Source organism: Microbulbifer maximicatervae (SeqCode) (assembly GCF_052466985.1).
Genome location: NZ_CP174298.1, coordinates 3,454,625 through 3,474,473, shown reverse-complemented (window position 1 = coordinate 3,474,473; position 19,849 = coordinate 3,454,625). Strand labels below are relative to the sequence as shown.

Here is a 19,849-nt window from a genome sequence, read left to right as displayed (position 1 = left end):
ATTCCCAGATACAGAAAAGTAGCAGGGTTCTCCTCTTCGCAAGGTGCTGGTATGAAAGCCAAAAACAAAAAGCTTGAGTTAAGAAAATTAGCAAGTGCCATTAAGGTGTCAAGTTTTGCCTATGCTGGCCTGTTTGCTGGGCTAATCAGCCCGATGGTTCATGCTGGACCTGAAGGTGGAGTGGTAACCGGCGGCAGCGGCACCATTGATGTTGATGGAACTACAACAACAGTCGATCAGGTAACAGACCTGTTATCAATCGATTGGGAGTCCTTTAATTTAAGTGAAGAGGAACTGGTTAAATTTCTGCAGCCGGATTCTTCCTCTATCGTACTTAACCGGATTTTGGATCAGGATGTCACCACAATCCAAGGTGCGATAGAAGCCAATGGCCACGTTATTTTGGTGAACCCGAGAGGCGTTCTTTTTACAGAAACGGCCACGGTCAATGTTGGTGCGATAACGGCTTCTGGGCTCGATATGAGCCCTGAAGACTTTATGAATGGTGACTTTGCCTTTAAAGGTGAATCGGGTTCTTCTGGAGTTGTTGTTAACCGCGGTGTGATTAATGCATCCAGTGCGGTTTTGGTAGGTAAACAGGTTACAAATGCTTCTAGTGGTTTGATCAGTGCTGAACTCGTTAGCCTGGCAGCAGCAGATGAGGCTTTATTAACTTTTGATGCCGATGGAATGATTGGTATTAAAGTTACTAAAGAGGTTATGGAAAATGACCTCGGCCTAGATAGCGCTGCATTAAATGAAGGGGCTATCGAAGGCGCCCAGGTTTTAATGGAGGCAAGCGTTTCCGGTGACTTGTTTACTGCCGCAGTAAACAATGAAGGTACTATTACCGCTCATGGTATTGACACTAGTGGAGGTAAGATTCGCCTATTTGGCTCGGGTTCTGGAGTCGTAAATAGCGGAACTCTTGATGCATCGGGCAGTATCGGTGGTGAGGTTGTCCTGGATGGCGATTTCGCTGAGCACAGTGGATATATTTCGGTAGCAGCACACTCTGGCAGTGGTGGTGCTGTTAACGTTTTAGGTGATGAAGTGGTTGTCAGCGGGAACGTTGATGCCCGCGGCACTTCCTCCGGTGGCGAAGTCCTTGTTGGAGGTGACTACCAGGGGGACAACGAGGATATTCGCAATGCCAAAACCACCACGGTTACGGCGGAAGCCACTATCGATGCCAGTGGGGTTGGCGATACTGATGGCGGCACCGTTATTGTTTGGGCTGATGAAACTACCAATTTTGGTGGTACGATTTTGGCTGAGTCAGGGGCGGACGGTGGTGATGGTGGTCTGGTAGAAACCTCTGGCAAGATTTACCTAAATCTGGATGAAGACAATATGTTTGTCTCCACCCTTAGCCATGGCGACGGGGAGACAGGGCTCTGGTTATTGGATCCGGATTCGATGGAGATTTCTGCTGGTTGTGACATTAATGCAAGTAATTGTGTTTCAACAGGAGCTATTGAATCTGCCCTGAATAATAGCGATGTAACTATCAAAGTGACGGGTGCAAATTCAGGGGACGTCAATGACGATGCGCTCGAACCTGAGGATGGTGATAGCTTTTCTGAAGGCATTTTGGTTTCTTCTGCGCTAAGTTGGGGTACTGATAATAGTCTTATATTACAGTCATATACGGATGTTGAAATTGCCAGTACCGGTAGTATTTCTAGTAGTAATGCTGACGCTACACTTTTTATCGATGCAGGTGGATCATTCACTAATGCAGGAAGTATAAATGTTTATAACTTTGAGCTCAGTGTAGGGGTAAACCCTTTCGATTCTGACGATATTAATGAAAGCAGCAACACTCTGGGTGACCTTACTGTACTGCAAGCTGGCACTATTACTGGTCATAGTGATGCTGATACTTTTATATTTTCAGATGCGGATGACAATATAATCCTTAGTGGCGATAACGCATTTACATTTGGCAATATTTCCTTCTCCGAAATTGAGCAGGTGAATTTGGGTGGAGGAGAAAATAGTATTTCTGCCGGCGGTATTTCTGATGCGATAGCAGAGCTGACCGGAAATAATAAAGAAACGACCATTAGTTCGATTGCATTTAGCAATGTTAATGAGCTTTCCGATGCTGATTTAAAGGGTACATCGGGGACGGATAGTTTTGAACTTAATGCTGATGGTACTGTTACCGTTTATGGAATGACCGCTTCCGGTGTGTCTGTGGTAGATGGTAACGGAGACGCGGCTGAACAAGATAGCCTGGATGCCAGCGCTTATAGTGCTGGCGTAGCGTTAACGGGAAGTGATAATCAAGTTACCGCTGACTCTGGCGATTTATCCTTTTTAAATATGCACGAAGTTGTGGTGTCGACACTGACTGGCACAACGGGTACGGATGAATTTACAGTTACGGGCACCAATACTTTATCTGCGGCAGAAATAGATTTTAGCGGCGTAAGTTCTGTTGTTGCAGATTTAGGTACAGATACGGCGGTGGGTGCCGATGGCATAGATTGGAATCTGGCCGGGACAAATAATCAGGCGGAAAATAGCGGGATCACTTTTAGTGGCATTGATGCAATTACGGTAACCAATGCCAATTTAGTCGGCACAACCGACACAGACAATTTTACGCTTAATGCCGATGGAACAGTGAAGGCCTATGAAATTACCGCTGCCGGTATGTCAGCAGTAGACGGTAATGGAGACGCGGCTGAACAAGATAGCCTGAATGCCAGCGCTTATAGTGCTGGCGTAGCGTTAACGGGAAGTGATAATCAAGTTACCGCTGACTCTGGCGATTTATCCTTTTTAAATATGCACGAAGTTGTGGTGTCGACACTGACTGGCACAACGGGTACGGATGAATTTACAGTTACGGGCACCAATGCTTTATCTGTGGCAGAAATAGATTTTAGCGGCGTAAGTTCTGTTGTTGCAGATTTAGGTACAGATACGGCGGTGGGTGCCGACGGCATAGATTGGAATCTGGCCGGGACAAATAATCAGGCGGAAAATAGCGGGATCACTTTTAGTGGCATTGATGCAATTACGGTAACCAATGCCAATTTAGTCGGCACAACCGACACAGACAGTTTTACGCTTAATGCCGATGGAACAGTGAAGGCCTATGAAATTACCGCTGCCGGTATGTCAGCAGTAGACGGTAATGGAGACGCGGCTGAACAAGATAGCCTGGATGCCAGTGCTTATAGTGCTGGCGTAGCGTTAACGGGAAGTGATAATCAAGTTACCGCTGACTCTGGCGATTTATCCTTTTTAAATATGCACGAAGTTGTGGTGTCGACACTGACTGGCACGACAGGTACGGATGAATTTACAGTTACGGGCACCAATACTTTATCTGCGGCAGAAATAGATTTTAGCGGCGTAAGTTCTGTTGTTGCAGATTTAGGTACAGATACGGCGGTGGGTGCCGATGGCATAGATTGGAATCTGGCCGGGACAAATAATCAGGCGGAAAATAGCGGGATCACTTTTAGTGGCATTGATGCAATTACGGTAACCAATGCCAATTTAGTCGGCACAACCGACACAGACAATTTTACGCTTAATGCCGATGGAACAGTGAAGGCCTATGAAATTACCGCTGCCGGTATGTCAGCAGTAGACGGTAATGGAGACGCGGCTGAACAAGATAGCCTGGATGCCAGCGCTTATAGTGCTGGCGTAGCGTTAACGGGAAGTGATAATCAAGTTACCGCTGACTCTGGCGATTTATCCTTTTTAAATATGCACGAAGTTGTGGTGTCGACACTGACTGGCACGACGGGTACGGATGAATTTACAGTTACGGGCACCAATACTTTATCTGCGGCAGAAATAGATTTTAGTGGCGTAAGTTCTGTTGTTGCAGATTTAGGTACAGATACGGCGGTGGGTGCCGATGGCATAGATTGGAATCTGGCCGGGACAAATAATCAGGCGGAAAATAGCGGGATCACTTTTAGTGGCATTGATGCAATTACGGTAACCAATGCCAATTTAGTCGGCACAACCGACACAGACAGTTTTACGCTTAATGCCGATGGAACAGTGAAGGCCTATGAAATTACCGCTGCCGGTATGTCAGCAGTAGACGGTAATGGAGACACGGCTGAACAAGATAGCCTAGATGCCAGCGCTTATAGTGCTGGTGTAGCGTTAACGGGAAGTGATAATCAAGTTACCGCTGACTCTGGCGATTTATCCTTTTTAAATATGCACGAAGTTGTGGTGTCGACACTGACTGGCACGACGGGTACGGATGAATTTACAGTTACGGGCACCAATGCTTTATCTGCGGTAGAAATAGATTTTAGCGGCGTAAGTTCTGTTGTTGCAGATTTAGGTACAGATACGGCGGTGGGTGCCGATGGCATAGATTGGAATCTGGCCGGGACAAATAATCAGGCGGAAAATAGCGGGATCACTTTTAGTGGCATTGATGCAATTACGGTAACTAATGCCAATTTAGTCGGCACAACCGACACAGACAATTTTACGCTTAATGCTGATGGAACAGTGAAGGCCTATGAAATTACCGCTGCCGGTATGTCAGCAGTAGACGGTAATGGAGACGCGGCTGAACAAGATAGCCTGAATGCCAGCGCTTATAGTGCTGGCGTAGCGTTAACGGGAAGTGATAATCAAGTTACCGCTGACTCTGGCGATTTATCCTTTTTAAATATGCACGAAGTTGTGGTGTCGACACTGACTGGCACGACGGGCACGGATGAATTTACAGTTACGGGCACCAACGCTTTATCTGTGGCAGAAATAGATTTTAGCGGTGTAAGTTCTGTTGTTGCAGATTTAGGTACAGATACGGCGGTGGGTGCCGACGGCATAGATTGGAATCTGGCCGGGACAAATAATCAGGCGGAAAATAGCGGGATCACTTTTAGTGGCATTGATGCAATTACGGTAACCAATGCCAATTTAGTCGGCACAACCGACACAGACAGTTTTACGCTTAATGCCGATGGAACAGTGAAGGCCTATGAAATTACCGCTGCCGGTATGTCAGCAGTAGACGGTAATGGAGACGCGGCTGAACAAGATAGCCTGGATGCCAGCGCTTATAGTGCTGGCGTAGCGTTAACGGGAAGTGATAATCAAGTTACCGCTGACTCTGGCGATTTATCCTTTTTAAATATGAACGAAGTTGTGGTGTCGACACTGACTGGCACAACGGGTACGGATGAATTTACAGTTACGGGCACCAATGCTTTATCTGTGGCAGAAATAGATTTTAGCGGCGTAAGTTCTGTTGTTGCAGATTTAGGTACAGATACGGCGGTGGGAGCCGATGGCGCGGACTGGACATTGACTGGTGCAAATTATAAGGCTGAAAGCAGCGGCATCACCTTCAGCACCATAGAAAATATCATTGCAGTGAATGCTGGTCTTATTGGCTCCGCAGATCCAGATACTTTTGTCGTGGCAAGTGACGGTACGATTACGGCAAATGCCATTGATGTTAGCGGTTTCTCTGGAAATATTGATGCAAAAGGTGGCGCGGATAGTGTCACCGGGGCAGACGGTTTTAATTGGGAGCTGACCGGCACAGACTACGAAGCGACAAATAACAGTATCACATTTAATAATGTAGAAACCCTGACCGCTTCAAGTGCAAATCTAACTGGAACTAATTCAGCTGATGCCTTTGCCTTACTATCCAGTGGAAATGTTGAAGCTTATTCCATGACGGTGTCCGGCATGACCGCCGTGAACGGTAATGGCGGCAGCGACAGCTTGGATGCCAGCGGCTACAGTGCAGGCCTGGCTCTGACCGGTAACAACAATCAGGTGACGGCGGAATCCGGTGCGCTGACTTTCAATGGCATATTTAGCGCGGTTACAGCAGCACTGGTTGGCAGCAGTGATGCAGACAGCTTTACTGTCGACGGTACTAACGCTGCCACCAGCTACGATATTGCCTTTACCGGCCTGAGTACCGTAGATGCTGCCGATGGTAGCGACAGTGTTATCGGCGCAGATGGTGCCGACTGGACCCTGACCGGTACTGACAATAAAGCGATTAACAGCGGCATCACATTCAGTGATGTCAGTACTCTCACCACCGTCAATGCCAATCTGGTTGGAACCACGAATGCGGATGCCTACGTGCTGCAATCGGATGGGGATGTTGAAGTTGACTTCATGACGGTGTCCGGCATGACTGCCGTGAATGGTAATGGCGGCAGCGACAGCTTGGATGCCAGCGGCTACAGTGCAGGCCTGGCCCTGACCGGTAGCAACAATCAGGTGACGGCGGAATCTGGTGCGCTGACTTTCAATGGCATATTTAGCGCGGTCACTGGAGCACTGGTTGGCAGCAGTGATGCAGACAGCTTTACTGTCGACGGTACTAACGCTGCCACCAGCTACGATATTGCCTTTACCGGCCTGAGTACCGTAGATGCTGCCGATGGTAGCGACAGTGTTATCGGCGCAGATGGTGCCGACTGGACCCTGACCGGTACTGACAATAAAGCGATTAACAGCGGCATCACATTCAGTGATGTCAGTACTCTCACCACCGTCAATGCCAATCTGGTCGGAACCACGAATGCGGATGCCTACGTGCTGCAATCGAATGGGGATGTTGAAGTCGACTCCATGACGGTGTCCGGCATGACCGCCGTGAACGGTAATAGTAACAACGACACCCTGGATGCTAGCGGTTACAGTGCAGGCCTGGCCCTGACCGGTAGCAACAATCAGGTGACGGCGGAATCTGGCGCCCTAACTTTTAATGGTATTACCAGTGCAATCACTGCAGCACTAACGGGTACCAGTGGTGCGGACAGCTTCACTGTCGATGGCGATAACGCAGTCACCAGTTACAATATCGGCTTTACTGGCCTGAGTACCGTAGATGCCGCAGATGGTAGCGACAGTATTACCGCACTGGGCGTTGTCACGCTGACAGGTACGGATAATCAAGTCTCAACAGCCTCCATCCTGTTTAGTGGAATCGATAGCGTCAGTGGGGGCAGCCTAGAGGCTTCTACCGATAATGACAGTTTTGAAGTAACCGGGTGGGAAGCACTTACAGCCAATAAGATTGCCTTTAGCAGCATCAGCAGTGTTGATGCCGCAGATGGCACTGATAGCGCTATTGGTGCAGACGGGGTCGATTGGGAGCTGACAGGTACTGCTTACGAAGCAACCAATAACGGTATTACTTTCAGTAATATTGAAACCCTGACAGCTTCAAATGCAAACCTAACTGGAACCGATTCAGCTGATGCCTTTGTCTTGCTGTCTAGCGGGAATGTTGAAGCCTACTCCATGACAGTCTCTGGTATGACTGCTGTGAACGGTGGTGATGGCAACGACACCCTAGACGCCAGTAGCTACAGTGATGGCTTGGTGCTTACCGGCGCTAATCATGAAGTTACCGCACAGTCCGGAGCCCTAACTTTTACTGGTATTGTTAGTGCCGTCACTTCAGCGCTGGAAGGCACCAGTGATGCAGACAGCTTTATTGTCGACGGTACTAACGCTGCCACCAGCTACAACATCGCATTCACCGGCCTGAGCACAATCGATGCTTTGGGTGGAGAGGACAGTGTGACTGGCGCCGATGGCGCGGACTGGACATTGACTGGTGCAAATTATAAGGCTGAAAGCAGCGGCATCACCTTCAGCACCATAGAAAATATCATTGCAGTGAATGCTGGTCTTATTGGCTCCGCAGATCCAGATACTTTTGTCGTGGCAAGTGACGGTACGATTACGGCAAATGCCATTGATGTTAGCGGTTTCTCTGGAAATATTGATGCAAAAGGTGGCGCGGATAGTGTCACCGGGGCAGACGGTTTTAATTGGGAGCTGACCGGCACAGACTACGAAGCGACAAATAACAGTATCACATTTAATAATGTAGAAACCCTGACCGCTTCAAGTGCAAATCTAACTGGAACTAATTCAGCTGATGCCTTTGCCTTACTATCCAGTGGAAATGTTGAAGCTTATTCCATGACGGTGTCCGGCATGACCGCCGTGAACGGTAATGGCGGCAGCGACAGCTTGGATGCCAGCGGCTACAGTGCAGGCCTGGCCCTGACCGGTAGCAACAATCAGGTGACGGCGGAATCCGGTGCGCTGACTTTCAATGGCATATTTAGCGCGGTCACTGGAGCACTGGTGGGCAGCAGTGGTGCAGACAGCTTTACTGTCGACGGTACTAACGCTGCCACCAGCTACGATATTGCTTTCACCGGCCTGAGTACCGTAGATGCCGCCGACGGTAGCGACAGTGTTATCGGCGCAGATGGTGCCGACTGGACCCTGACCGGTACTGACAATGAAGCGATTAACAGCAGCATCACGTTCAGTGATGTCAGTACTCTCACCACCGTCAATGCCAATCTGGTTGGAACCACGAGTGCGGATGCCTACGTGCTGCAATCGGATGGGGATGTTGAAGCTTATTCCATGACGGTGTCCGGCATGACTGCCGTGAATGGTAATGGCGGCAGCGACAGCTTGGATGCCAGCGGCTACAGTGTAGGCCTGGCCCTGACCGGTAGCAACAATCAGGTGACGGCGGAATCCGGTGCGCTGACTTTCAATGGCATATTTAGCGCGGTCACTGGAGCACTGGTTGGCAGCAGTGATGCAGACAGCTTTGCTGTCGACGGTACTAATGCTGCCACCAGCTACGATATTGCCTTTACCGGCCTGAGTACCGTAGATGCCGCCGATGGTAGCGACAGTGTTATCGGCGCAGATGGTGCCGACTGGACCCTGACCGGTACTGACAACGAAGCGATTAACAGCAGCATCACATTCAGCGATGTCAGTACTCTCACCACCGTCAATGCCAATCTGGTCGGAACCACGAATGCGGATGCCTACGTGCTGCAATCGAATGGGGATGTTGAAGTCGACTCCATGACGGTGTCCGGCATGACCGCCGTGAACGGTAATAGTAACAACGACACCCTGGATGCTAGCGGTTACAGTGCAGGCCTGGCCCTGACCGGTAGCAACAATCAGGTGACGGCGGAATCTGGCGCCCTAACTTTTAATGGTATTACCAGTGCAATCACTGCAGCACTAACGGGTACCAGTGGTGCGGACAGCTTCACTGTCGATGGCGATAACGCAGTCACCAGTTACAATATCGGCTTTACTGGCCTGAGTACCGTAGATGCCGCAGATGGTAGCGACAGTATTACCGCACTGGGCGTTGTCACGCTGACAGGTACGGATAATCAAGTCTCAACAGCCTCCATCCTGTTTAGTGGAATCGATAGCGTCAGTGGGGGCAGCCTAGAGGCTTCTACCGATAATGACAGTTTTGAAGTAACCGGGTGGGAAGCACTTACAGCCAATAAGATTGCCTTTAGCAGCATCAGCAGTGTTGATGCCGCAGATGGCACTGATAGCGCTATTGGTGCAGACGGGGTCGATTGGGAGCTGACAGGTACTGCTTACGAAGCAACCAATAACGGTATTACTTTCAGTAATATTGAAACCCTGACAGCTTCAAATGCAAACCTAACTGGAACCGATTCAGCTGATGCCTTTGTCTTGCTGTCTAGCGGGAATGTTGAAGCCTACTCCATGACAGTCTCTGGTATGACTGCTGTGAACGGTGGTGATGGCAACGACACCCTAGACGCCAGTAGCTACAGTGATGGCTTGGTGCTTACCGGCGCTAATCATGAAGTTACCGCACAGTCCGGAGCCCTAACTTTTACTGGTATTGTTAGTGCCGTCACTTCAGCGCTGGAAGGCACCAGTGATGCAGACAGCTTTATTGTCGACGGTACTAACGCTGCCACCAGCTACAACATCGCATTCACCGGCCTGAGCACAATCGATGCTTTGGGTGGAGAGGACAGTGTGACTGGCGCCGATGGCGCGGACTGGACATTGACTGGTGCAAATTATAAGGCTGAAAGCAGCGGCATCACCTTCAGCACCATAGAAAATATCATTGCAGTGAATGCTGGTCTTATTGGCTCCGCAGATCCAGATACTTTTGTCGTGGCAAGTGACGGTACGATTACGGCAAATGCCATTGATGTTAGCGGTTTCTCTGGAAATATTGATGCAAAAGGTGGCGCGGATAGTGTCACCGGGGCAGACGGTTTTAATTGGGAGCTGACCGGCACAGACTACGAAGCGACAAATAACAGTATCACATTTAATAATGTAGAAACCCTGACCGCTTCAAGTGCAAATCTAACTGGAACTAATTCAGCTGATGCCTTTGCCTTACTATCCAGTGGAAATGTTGAAGCTTATTCCATGACGGTGTCCGGCATGACCGCCGTGAACGGTAATGGCGGCAGCGACAGCTTGGATGCCAGCGGCTACAGTGCAGGCCTGGCTCTGACCGGTAACAACAATCAGGTGACGGCGGAATCCGGTGCGCTGACTTTCAATGGCATATTTAGCGCGGTTACAGCAGCACTGGTTGGCAGCAGTGATGCAGACAGCTTTACTGTCGACGGTACTAACGCTGCCACCAGCTACGATATTGCCTTTACCGGCCTGAGTACCGTAGATGCCGCCGATGGTAGCGACAGTGTTATCGGCGCAGATGGTGCCGACTGGACCCTGACCGGTACTGACAATAAAGCGATTAACAGCGGCATCACATTCAGTGATGTCAGTACTCTCACCACCGTCAATGCCAATCTGGTCGGAACCACGAATGCGGATGCCTACGTGCTGCAATCGAATGGGGATGTTGAAGTCGACTTCATGACGGTGTCCGGCATGACCGCCGTGAATGGTAATGGCGGCAGCGACAGCTTGGATGCCAGCGGCTACAGTGCAGGCCTGGCCCTGACCGGTAGCAACAATCAGGTGACGGCGGAATCCGGTGCGCTGACTTTCAACGGCATATTTAGCGCGGTTACAGCAGCACTGGTTGGCAGCAGTGATGCAGACAGCTTTACTGTCGACGGTACTAACGCTGCCACCAGCTACGATATTGCCTTTACCGGCCTGAGTACCGTAGATGCCGCCGATGGTAGCGACAGTGTTATCGGCGCAGATGGTGCCGACTGGACCCTGACCGGTACTGACAATAAAGCGATTAACAGCAGCATCACGTTCAGTGATGTCAGTACTCTCACCACCGTCAATGCCAATCTGGTCGGAACCACGAATGCGGATGCTTACGTGCTGCAATCGGATGGGGATGTTGAAGTCGACTTCATGACGGTGTCCGGCATGACCGCCGTGAACGGTAATGGCGGCAGCGACAGCTTGGATGCCAGCGGCTACAGTGCAGGCCTGGCCCTGACCGGTAACAACAATCAGGTGACGGCGGAATCCGGTGCGCTGACTTTCAACGGCATATTTAGCGCGGTTACAGCAGCACTGGTTGGCAGCAGTGATGCAGACAGCTTTACTGTCGACGGTACTAACGCTGCCACCAGCTACGATATTGCCTTTACCGGCCTGAGTACCGTAAATGCCGCCGATGGTAGCGACAGTGTTATCGGCGCAGATGGTGCCGACTGGACCCTGACCGGTACTGACAACGAAGCGATTAACAGCAGCATCACGTTCAGCGATGTCAGTACTCTCACCACCGTCAATGCCAATCTGGTTGGAACCACGAATGCGGATGCCTACGTGCTGCAATCGGATGGGGATGTTGAAGCTTATTCCATGACGGTTTCCGGCATGACCGCCGTGAACGGTAATGGCGGCAGCGACAGCTTGGATGCCAGCGGCTACAGTGCAGGCCTGGCCCTGACCGGTAGCAACAATCAGGTGACGGCGGAATCTGGCGCCCTAACTTTTAATGGTATTACCAGTGCAATCACTGCAGCACTAACGGGTACCAGTGGCGCAGACAGCTTTATTGTCGACGGTACTAACGCTGCCACCAGCTACGATATTGCCTTCACCGGCCTGAGTACCGTAGATGCCGCCGATGGTAGCGACAGTGTTATCGGCGCAGATGGTGCCGACTGGACCCTGACCGGTACTGACAACGAAGCGATTAACAGCAGCATCACATTCAGCGATGTCAGTACTCTCACCACCGTCAATGCCAATCTGGTTGGAACCACGAATGCGGATGCTTACGTGCTGCAATCGGATGGGGATGTTGAAGTCGACTTCATGACAGTGTCCGGCATGACCGCCGTGAACGGTAATGGCGGCAGCGACAGCTTGGATGCCAGCGGCTACAGTGCAGGCCTGGCTCTGACCGGTAACAACAATCAGGTGACGGCGGAATCCGGTGCGCTGACTTTCAACGGCATATTTAGCGCGGTTACAGCGGCACTGGTTGGCAGCAGTGATGCAGACAGCTTTACTGTCGACGGTACTAATGCTGCCACCAGCTACGATATTGCCTTTACCGGCCTGAGTACCGTAGATGCCGCCGATGGTAGCGACAGTGTTATCGGCGCAGATGGTGCCGACTGGACCCTGACCGGTACTGACAACGAAGCGATTAACAGCAGCATCACATTCAGCGATGTCAGTACTCTCACCACCGTCAATGCCAATCTGGTTGGAACCACGAATGCGGATGCTTACGTGCTGCAATCGGATGGGGATGTTGAAGTCGACTTCATGACGGTGTCCGGCATGACCGCCGTGAACGGTAATGGCGGCAGCGACAGCTTGGATGCCAGCGGCTACAGTGCAGGCCTGGCCCTGACCGGTAGCAACAATCAGGTGACGGCGGAATCCGGTGTGCTGACTTTCAACGGCATATTTAGCGCGGTTACAGCAGCACTGGTTGGCAGCAGTGATGCAGACAGCTTTACTGTCGACGGTACTAACGCTGCCACCAGCTACGATATTGCCTTTACCGGCCTGAGTACCGTAGATGCCGCCGATGGTAGCGACAGTGTTATCGGCGCAGATGGTGCCGACTGGACCCTGACCGGTACTGACAACGAAGCGATTAACAGCAGCATCACGTTCAGTGATGTCAGTACTCTCACCACCGTCAATGCCAATCTGGTCGGAACCACGAATGCGGATGCTTACGTGCTGAAATCGGATGGGGATGTTGAAGTCGACTTCATGACGGTGTCCGGCATGACCGCCGTGAACGGTAATAGTAACAACGACACCCTGGATGCTAGCGGTTACAGTGCAGGCCTGGCCCTGACCGGTAGCAACAATCAGGTGACGGCGGAATCCGGTGCGCTGACTTTCAATGGCATATTTAGCGCGGTCACTGGAGCACTGGTGGGCAGCAGTGGTGCAGACAGCTTTACTGTCGACGGTACTAACGCTGCCACCAGTTACGATATTGCTTTCACCGGCCTGAGTACCGTAGATGCCGCCGACGGTAGCGACAGTGTTATCGGCGCAGATGGTGCCGACTGGACCCTGACCGGTACTGACAATGAAGCGATTAACAGCAGCATCACGTTCAGTGATGTCAGTACTCTCACCACCGTCAATGCCAATCTGGTTGGAACCACGAGTGCGGATGCCTACGTGCTGCAATCGGATGGGGATGTTGAAGCTTATTCCATGACGGTGTCCGGCATGACTGCCGTGAATGGTAATGGCGGCAGCGACAGCTTGGATGCCAGCGGCTACAGTGTAGGCCTGGCCCTGACCGGTAGCAACAATCAGGTGACGGCGGAATCCGGTGCGCTGACTTTCAATGGCATATTTAGCGCGGTCACTGGAGCACTGGTTGGCAGCAGTGATGCAGACAGCTTTGCTGTCGACGGTACTAATGCTGCCACCAGCTACGATATTGCCTTTACCGGCCTGAGTACCGTAGATGCCGCCGATGGTAGCGACAGTGTTATCGGCGCAGATGGTGCCGACTGGACCCTGACCGGTACTGACAACGAAGCGATTAACAGCAGCATCACATTCAGCGATGTCAGTACTCTCACCACCGTCAATGCCAATCTGGTCGGAACCACGAATGCGGATGCCTACGTGCTGCAATCGAATGGGGATGTTGAAGTCGACTCCATGACGGTGTCCGGCATGACCGCCGTGAACGGTAATAGTAACAACGACACCCTGGATGCTAGCGGTTACAGTGCAGGCCTGGCCCTGACCGGTAGCAACAATCAGGTGACGGCGGAATCTGGCGCCCTAACTTTTAATGGTATTACCAGTGCAATCACTGCAGCACTAACGGGTACCAGTGGTGCGGACAGCTTCACTGTCGATGGCGATAACGCAGTCACCAGTTACAATATCGGCTTTACTGGCCTGAGTACCGTAGATGCCGCAGATGGTAGCGACAGTATTACCGCACTGGGCGTTGTCACGCTGACAGGTACGGATAATCAAGTCTCAACAGCCTCCATCCTGTTTAGTGGAATCGATAGCGTCAGTGGGGGCAGCCTAGAGGCTTCTACCGATAATGACAGTTTTGAAGTAACCGGGTGGGAAGCACTTACAGCCAATAAGATTGCCTTTAGCAGCATCAGCAGTGTTGATGCCGCAGATGGCACTGATAGCGCTATTGGTGCAGACGGGGTCGATTGGGAGCTGACAGGTACTGCTTACGAAGCAACCAATAACGGTATTACTTTCAGTAATATTGAAACCCTGACAGCTTCAAATGCAAACCTAACTGGAACCGATTCAGCTGATGCCTTTGTCTTGCTGTCTAGCGGGAATGTTGAAGCCTACTCCATGACAGTCTCTGGTATGACTGCTGTGAACGGTGGTGATGGCAACGACACCCTAGACGCCAGTAGCTACAGTGATGGCTTGGTGCTTACCGGCGCTAATCATGAAGTTACCGCACAGTCCGGAGCCCTAACTTTTACTGGTATTGTTAGTGCCGTCACTTCAGCGCTGGAAGGCACCAGTGATGCAGACAGCTTTATTGTCGACGGTACTAACGCTGCCACCAGCTACGATATTGCCTTTACCGGCCTGAGTACCGTAGATGCCGCCGATGGTAGCGACAGTGTTATCGGCGCAGATGGTGCCGACTGGACCCTGACCGGTACTGACAACGAAGCGATTAACAGCAGCATCACATTCAGCGATGTCAGTACTCTCACCACCGTCAATGCCAACCTGGTTGGAACGACGAATGCGGATGCCTACGTGCTGCAATCGGATGGAGATGTTGAAGTCGACTTCATGACGGTGTCCGGCATGACCGCCGTGAACGGTAATGGCGGCAGCGACAACTTGGATGCCAGCGGCTACAGTGCAGGCCTGGCCCTGACCGGTAGCAACAATCAGGTGACGGCGGAATCCGGTGCGCTGACTTTCAACGGCATATTTAGCGCGGTTACAGCAGCACTGGTTGGCAGCAGTGATGCAGACAGCTTTACTGTCGACGGTACTAACGCTGCCACCAGCTACGATATTGCCTTTACCGGCCTGAGTACCGTAGATGCCGCCGATGGTAGCGACAGTGTTATCGGCGCAGATGGTGCCGACTGGACCCTGACCGGTACTGACAATAAAGCGATTAACAGCAGCATCACGTTCAGTGATGTCAGTACTCTCACCACCGTCAATGCCAATCTGGTCGGAACCACGAATGCGGATGCTTACGTGCTGCAATCGGATGGGGATGTTGAAGTCGACTTCATGACGGTGTCCGGCATGACCGCCGTGAACGGTAATGGCGGCAGCGACAGCTTGGATGCCAGCGGCTACAGTGCAGGCCTGGCCCTGACCGGTAGCAACAATCAGGTGACGGCGGAATCCGGTGCGCTGACTTTCAACGGCGTATTTAGCGCGGTTACAGCAGCACTGGTTGGCAGCAGTGATGCAGACAGCTTTACTGTCGACGGTACTAACGCTGCCACCAGCTACGATATTGCCTTTACCGGCCTGAGTACCGTAAATGCCGCCGATGGTAGCGACAGTGTTATCGGCGCAGATGGTGCCGACTGGACCCTGACCGGTACTGACAACGAAGCGATTAACAGCAGCATCACGTTCAGCGATGTCAGTACTCTCACCACCGTCAATGCCAATCTGGTTGGAACCACGAATGCGGATGCCTACGTGCTGCAATCGGATGGGGATGTTGAAGCTTATTCCATGACGGTTTCCGGCATGACCGCCGTGAACGGTAATGGCGGCAGCGACAGCTTGGATGCCAGCGGCTACAGTGCAGGCCTGGCCCTGACCGGTAGCAACAATCAGGTGACGGCGGAATCTGGCGCCCTAACTTTTAATGGTATTACCAGTGCAATCACTGCAGCACTAACGGGTACCAGTGGCGCAGACAGCTTTATTGTCGACGGTACTAACGCTGCCACCAGCTACGATATTGCCTTCACCGGCCTGAGTACCGTAGATGCCGCCGATGGTAGCGACAGTGTTATCGGCGCAGATGGTGCCGACTGGACCCTGACCGGTACTGACAACGAAGCGATTAACAGCAGCATCACATTCAGCGATGTCAGTACTCTCACCACCGTCAATGCCAATCTGGTTGGAACCACGAATGCGGATGCTTACGTGCTGCAATCGGATGGGGATGTTGAAGTCGACTTCATGACAGTGTCCGGCATGACCGCCGTGAACGGTAATGGCGGCAGCGACAGCTTGGATGCCAGCGGCTACAGTGCAGGCCTGGCCCTGACCGGTAGCAACAATCAGGTGACGGCGGAATCCGGTGCGCTGACTTTCAACGGCGTATTTAGCGCGGTTACAGCAGCACTGGTTGGCAGCAGTGATGCAGACAGCTTTACTGTCGACGGTACTAACGCTGCCACCAGCTACGATATTGCCTTTACCGGCCTGAGTACCGTAAATGCCGCCGATGGTAGCGACAGTGTTATCGGCGCAGATGGTGCCGACTGGACCCTGACCGGTACTGACAACGAAGCGATTAACAGCAGCATCACGTTCAGTGATGTCAGTACTCTCACCACCGTCAATGCCAATCTGGTTGGAACCACGAATGCGGATGCCTACGTGCTGCAATCGGATGGGGATGTTGAAGCTTATTCCATGACGGTGTCCGGCATGACCGCCGTGAACGGTAATGGCGGCAGCGACAGCTTGGATGCCAGCGGCTACAGTGCAGGCCTGGCTCTGACCGGTAACAACAATCAGGTGACGGCGGAATCCGGTGCGCTGACTTTCAACGGCATATTTAGCGCGGTTACAGCAGCACTGGTTGGCAGCAGTGATGCAGACAGCTTTACTGTCGACGGTACTAACGCTGCCACCAGCTACGATATTGCCTTTACCGGCCTGAGTACCGTAGATGCCGACGATGGTAGCGACAGTGTTATCGGCGCAGATGGTGCCGACTGGACCCTGACCGGTACTGACAACGAAGCGATTAACAGCAGCATCACATTCAGTGATGTCAGTACTCTCACCACCGTCAATGCCAATCTGGTCGGAACCACGAATGCGGATGCCTACGTGCTGCAATCGGATGGGGATGTTGAAGCTTATTCCATGACGGTTTCCGGCATGACTGCTGTGAACGGTAATGGCGGCAGCGACAGCTTGGATGCCAGCGGCTACAGTGCAGGCCTGGCCCTGACCGGTAGCAACAATCAGGTGACGGCGGAATCCGGTGCGCTGACTTTCAATGGCATATTTAGCGCGGTCACTGGAGCACTGGTGGGCAGCAGTGGTGCAGACAGCTTTACTGTCGACGGTACTAACGCTGCCACCAGTTACGATATTGCTTTCACCGGCCTGAGTACCGTAGATGCCGCCGACGGTAGCGACAGTGTTATCGGCGCAGATGGTGCCGACTGGACCCTGACCGGTACTGACAATGAAGCGATTAACAGCAGCATCACGTTCAGTGATGTCAGTACTCTCACCACCGTCAATGCCAATCTGGTTGGAACCACGAGTGCGGATGCCTACGTGCTGCAATCGGATGGGGATGTTGAAGCTTATTCCATGACGGTTTCCGGCATGACTGCTGTGAACGGTAATGGCGGCAGCGACAGCTTGGATGCCAGCGCCTATAGCGGTGGCCTTGCTTTGACTGGTATTGACAATCAATTGTTGGCGGGCTCACTGGCCTTCGACAGTATTTCGAGTGCGATTACCGAAACCCTGACAAATACCTATGATTCTGCCCTATTCGAATTGCAGGGCAGCCAAGCTCTTGATACAGCAGGCATTAGCTTTACTGGCCTGGAAAGTGTGAATACTTCAGGCAGTAGTAGTTTGTTACTGGGAACTGATGGCGACGATAGCTTTAGACTTAGCTCCAATGGCGATATTAGCGTGGCTGGTATTGACTTCAGCGGACTTGAAACGATTGATGGTGCGGAAGGTAGTGATACCGTTAGTGCCGATGGAGCGGCCTGGACTTCAACTAGCTCTGGAGGCTCCCTCGTCGATGGTAGTGTTGAGGCTGAAATTAATAGCCTAACGGTATTTTTCGAGAACCTTGAACTGGTTGAAGGTGCTGGAAGCTATGTAGGTCAGAATTTAGATGGTGAGTATGTATTTAGCGCACTAGATATTATGGAGATCGGCGGAGTAACTTTTGCTGATTTGAACAGCATTACTGCTGGTTCAGGTACTGATGTTGTGTATGGCGCCAATATTGATACCGATTGGGATATCAATGATTCGGGCAACACGGTAACCAGTGATGGGGAGTCAATCACTATTACTGGTATCGAGTCCATTATGGCTGGAGGCGGCTCCGATCAGTTTGCTCTGAGTGGTGGCGCCCTGACTGAAATTGATAGTGGCGCTGGTGACGATGTCGTCATTTTATCGGGAACCGTAATTGACATTATTTCCCTTGGTGCCGGCAATGACTACGTTCAGGTGGATGTGGAGGCTAGTCAAGACGTCAACCTTTCAGGCGGGGATGGAAACGATGATTTTCAATACAACCTTGCGGGAGATACCTGGGAAATTTACTCTAGCGGAAATCAGGTAGGCAGTTTTAGATTTAATGGTTTCGAATATCTAGACAATACCGCTGACAGTATTACTGTCGATACAGACTTGGCCTTTAATTTTGAAAATGGCGGTAATACTTCCGAAAACTTCAATAAAAATGGGGCTGGAATCCAGTTTTCTACCAGTGGCATGCGACTTGGCTACGATGGTGAGGGTGATATATATATCACCAGCAGCACAACAGAAACCATTGGCGGAAGTCTGGCAGCAAATCGAGCGGAACTGGTTGTTAGCGGTGATGTTGATATCGAAACAGAAGTGGGTACCCTGGCGCTCGCTACCTCTGGAGCAGATATTGACGTTAGTGTTATGGCTGCCGGAGACCTTGTTATTGATGAGATTAACTCTGGTCGGGGCACTGTGTCGCTGGCTAGTTCAAACTTCGGAGTTCTAACGGCTGAAACTTATGGAGACACTCATATAACAGCTTCTGCCGTAACTTTAGGTTCTGAAACTCATCTTTGGACAATTATTGGTGACACGACCAATCCTCTTAGAGTGGATATTACCGATACACTCGATATCTATTCAGTCAGCTACTATGAGCCGGAATACATTGGACAGATCCCAACTGTGACCAGTACTGGTGATGAATTAGAGTCTGTTGCCGGTGCCCAGGCATCTCAAGGGCTTAAGTCTGCGGTTCAAAGTGCGGTTGAAGATTTCACTCAGGTAGATCCAGCAATCTTCAGCGCTGTGAAGCCATATAGCAGCGGAATTGATGCGGTCAATTCCCCTGAGATGCGACTTAAGGCTGGGGAATTAAAACCCACTGTTACTTCTGCTGCCGAGGGCACAGAAGTCGATACAGCGTTTGATGCCGAACTAGAAGTTGGGACCTCAGATTTGTCCGATGAAGGTGTTGGGGATATGGGAAGTTTGACCGACAGTAATGCAGGAGGCTGATGGGGTCTCCTGAAGGGGGCAATAATAAGCCGGCTCTTATGGGCCGGTTTTTTTTATGCCAAGTAAATAATATTCATACACATTCAGCAAATAGTAGGAGCGG

General features: G+C 51.3%; 1 protein-coding gene. It reads left to right on the top strand.

Annotated elements, in window-relative coordinates; genetic code table 11:
• Positions 1-51: 51 nt before the first annotated feature.
• On the top strand, positions 52-19,746 hold the full coding sequence (locus ACJJI3_RS15335) for a filamentous hemagglutinin N-terminal domain-containing protein (RefSeq protein ID WP_444940193.1): 19,695 nt from the start codon (positions 52-54) through the stop codon (positions 19,744-19,746).
• Positions 19,747-19,849 lie beyond the last annotated feature (103 nt).

What these genes read in the sequence shown, in the direction of transcription:
- ACJJI3_RS15335 (WP_444940193.1), top strand. Translation starts at nt 52, where the DNA reads ATGAAAGCCAAAAACAAAAAGCTTGAGTTAAGAAAATTAGCAAGTGCC.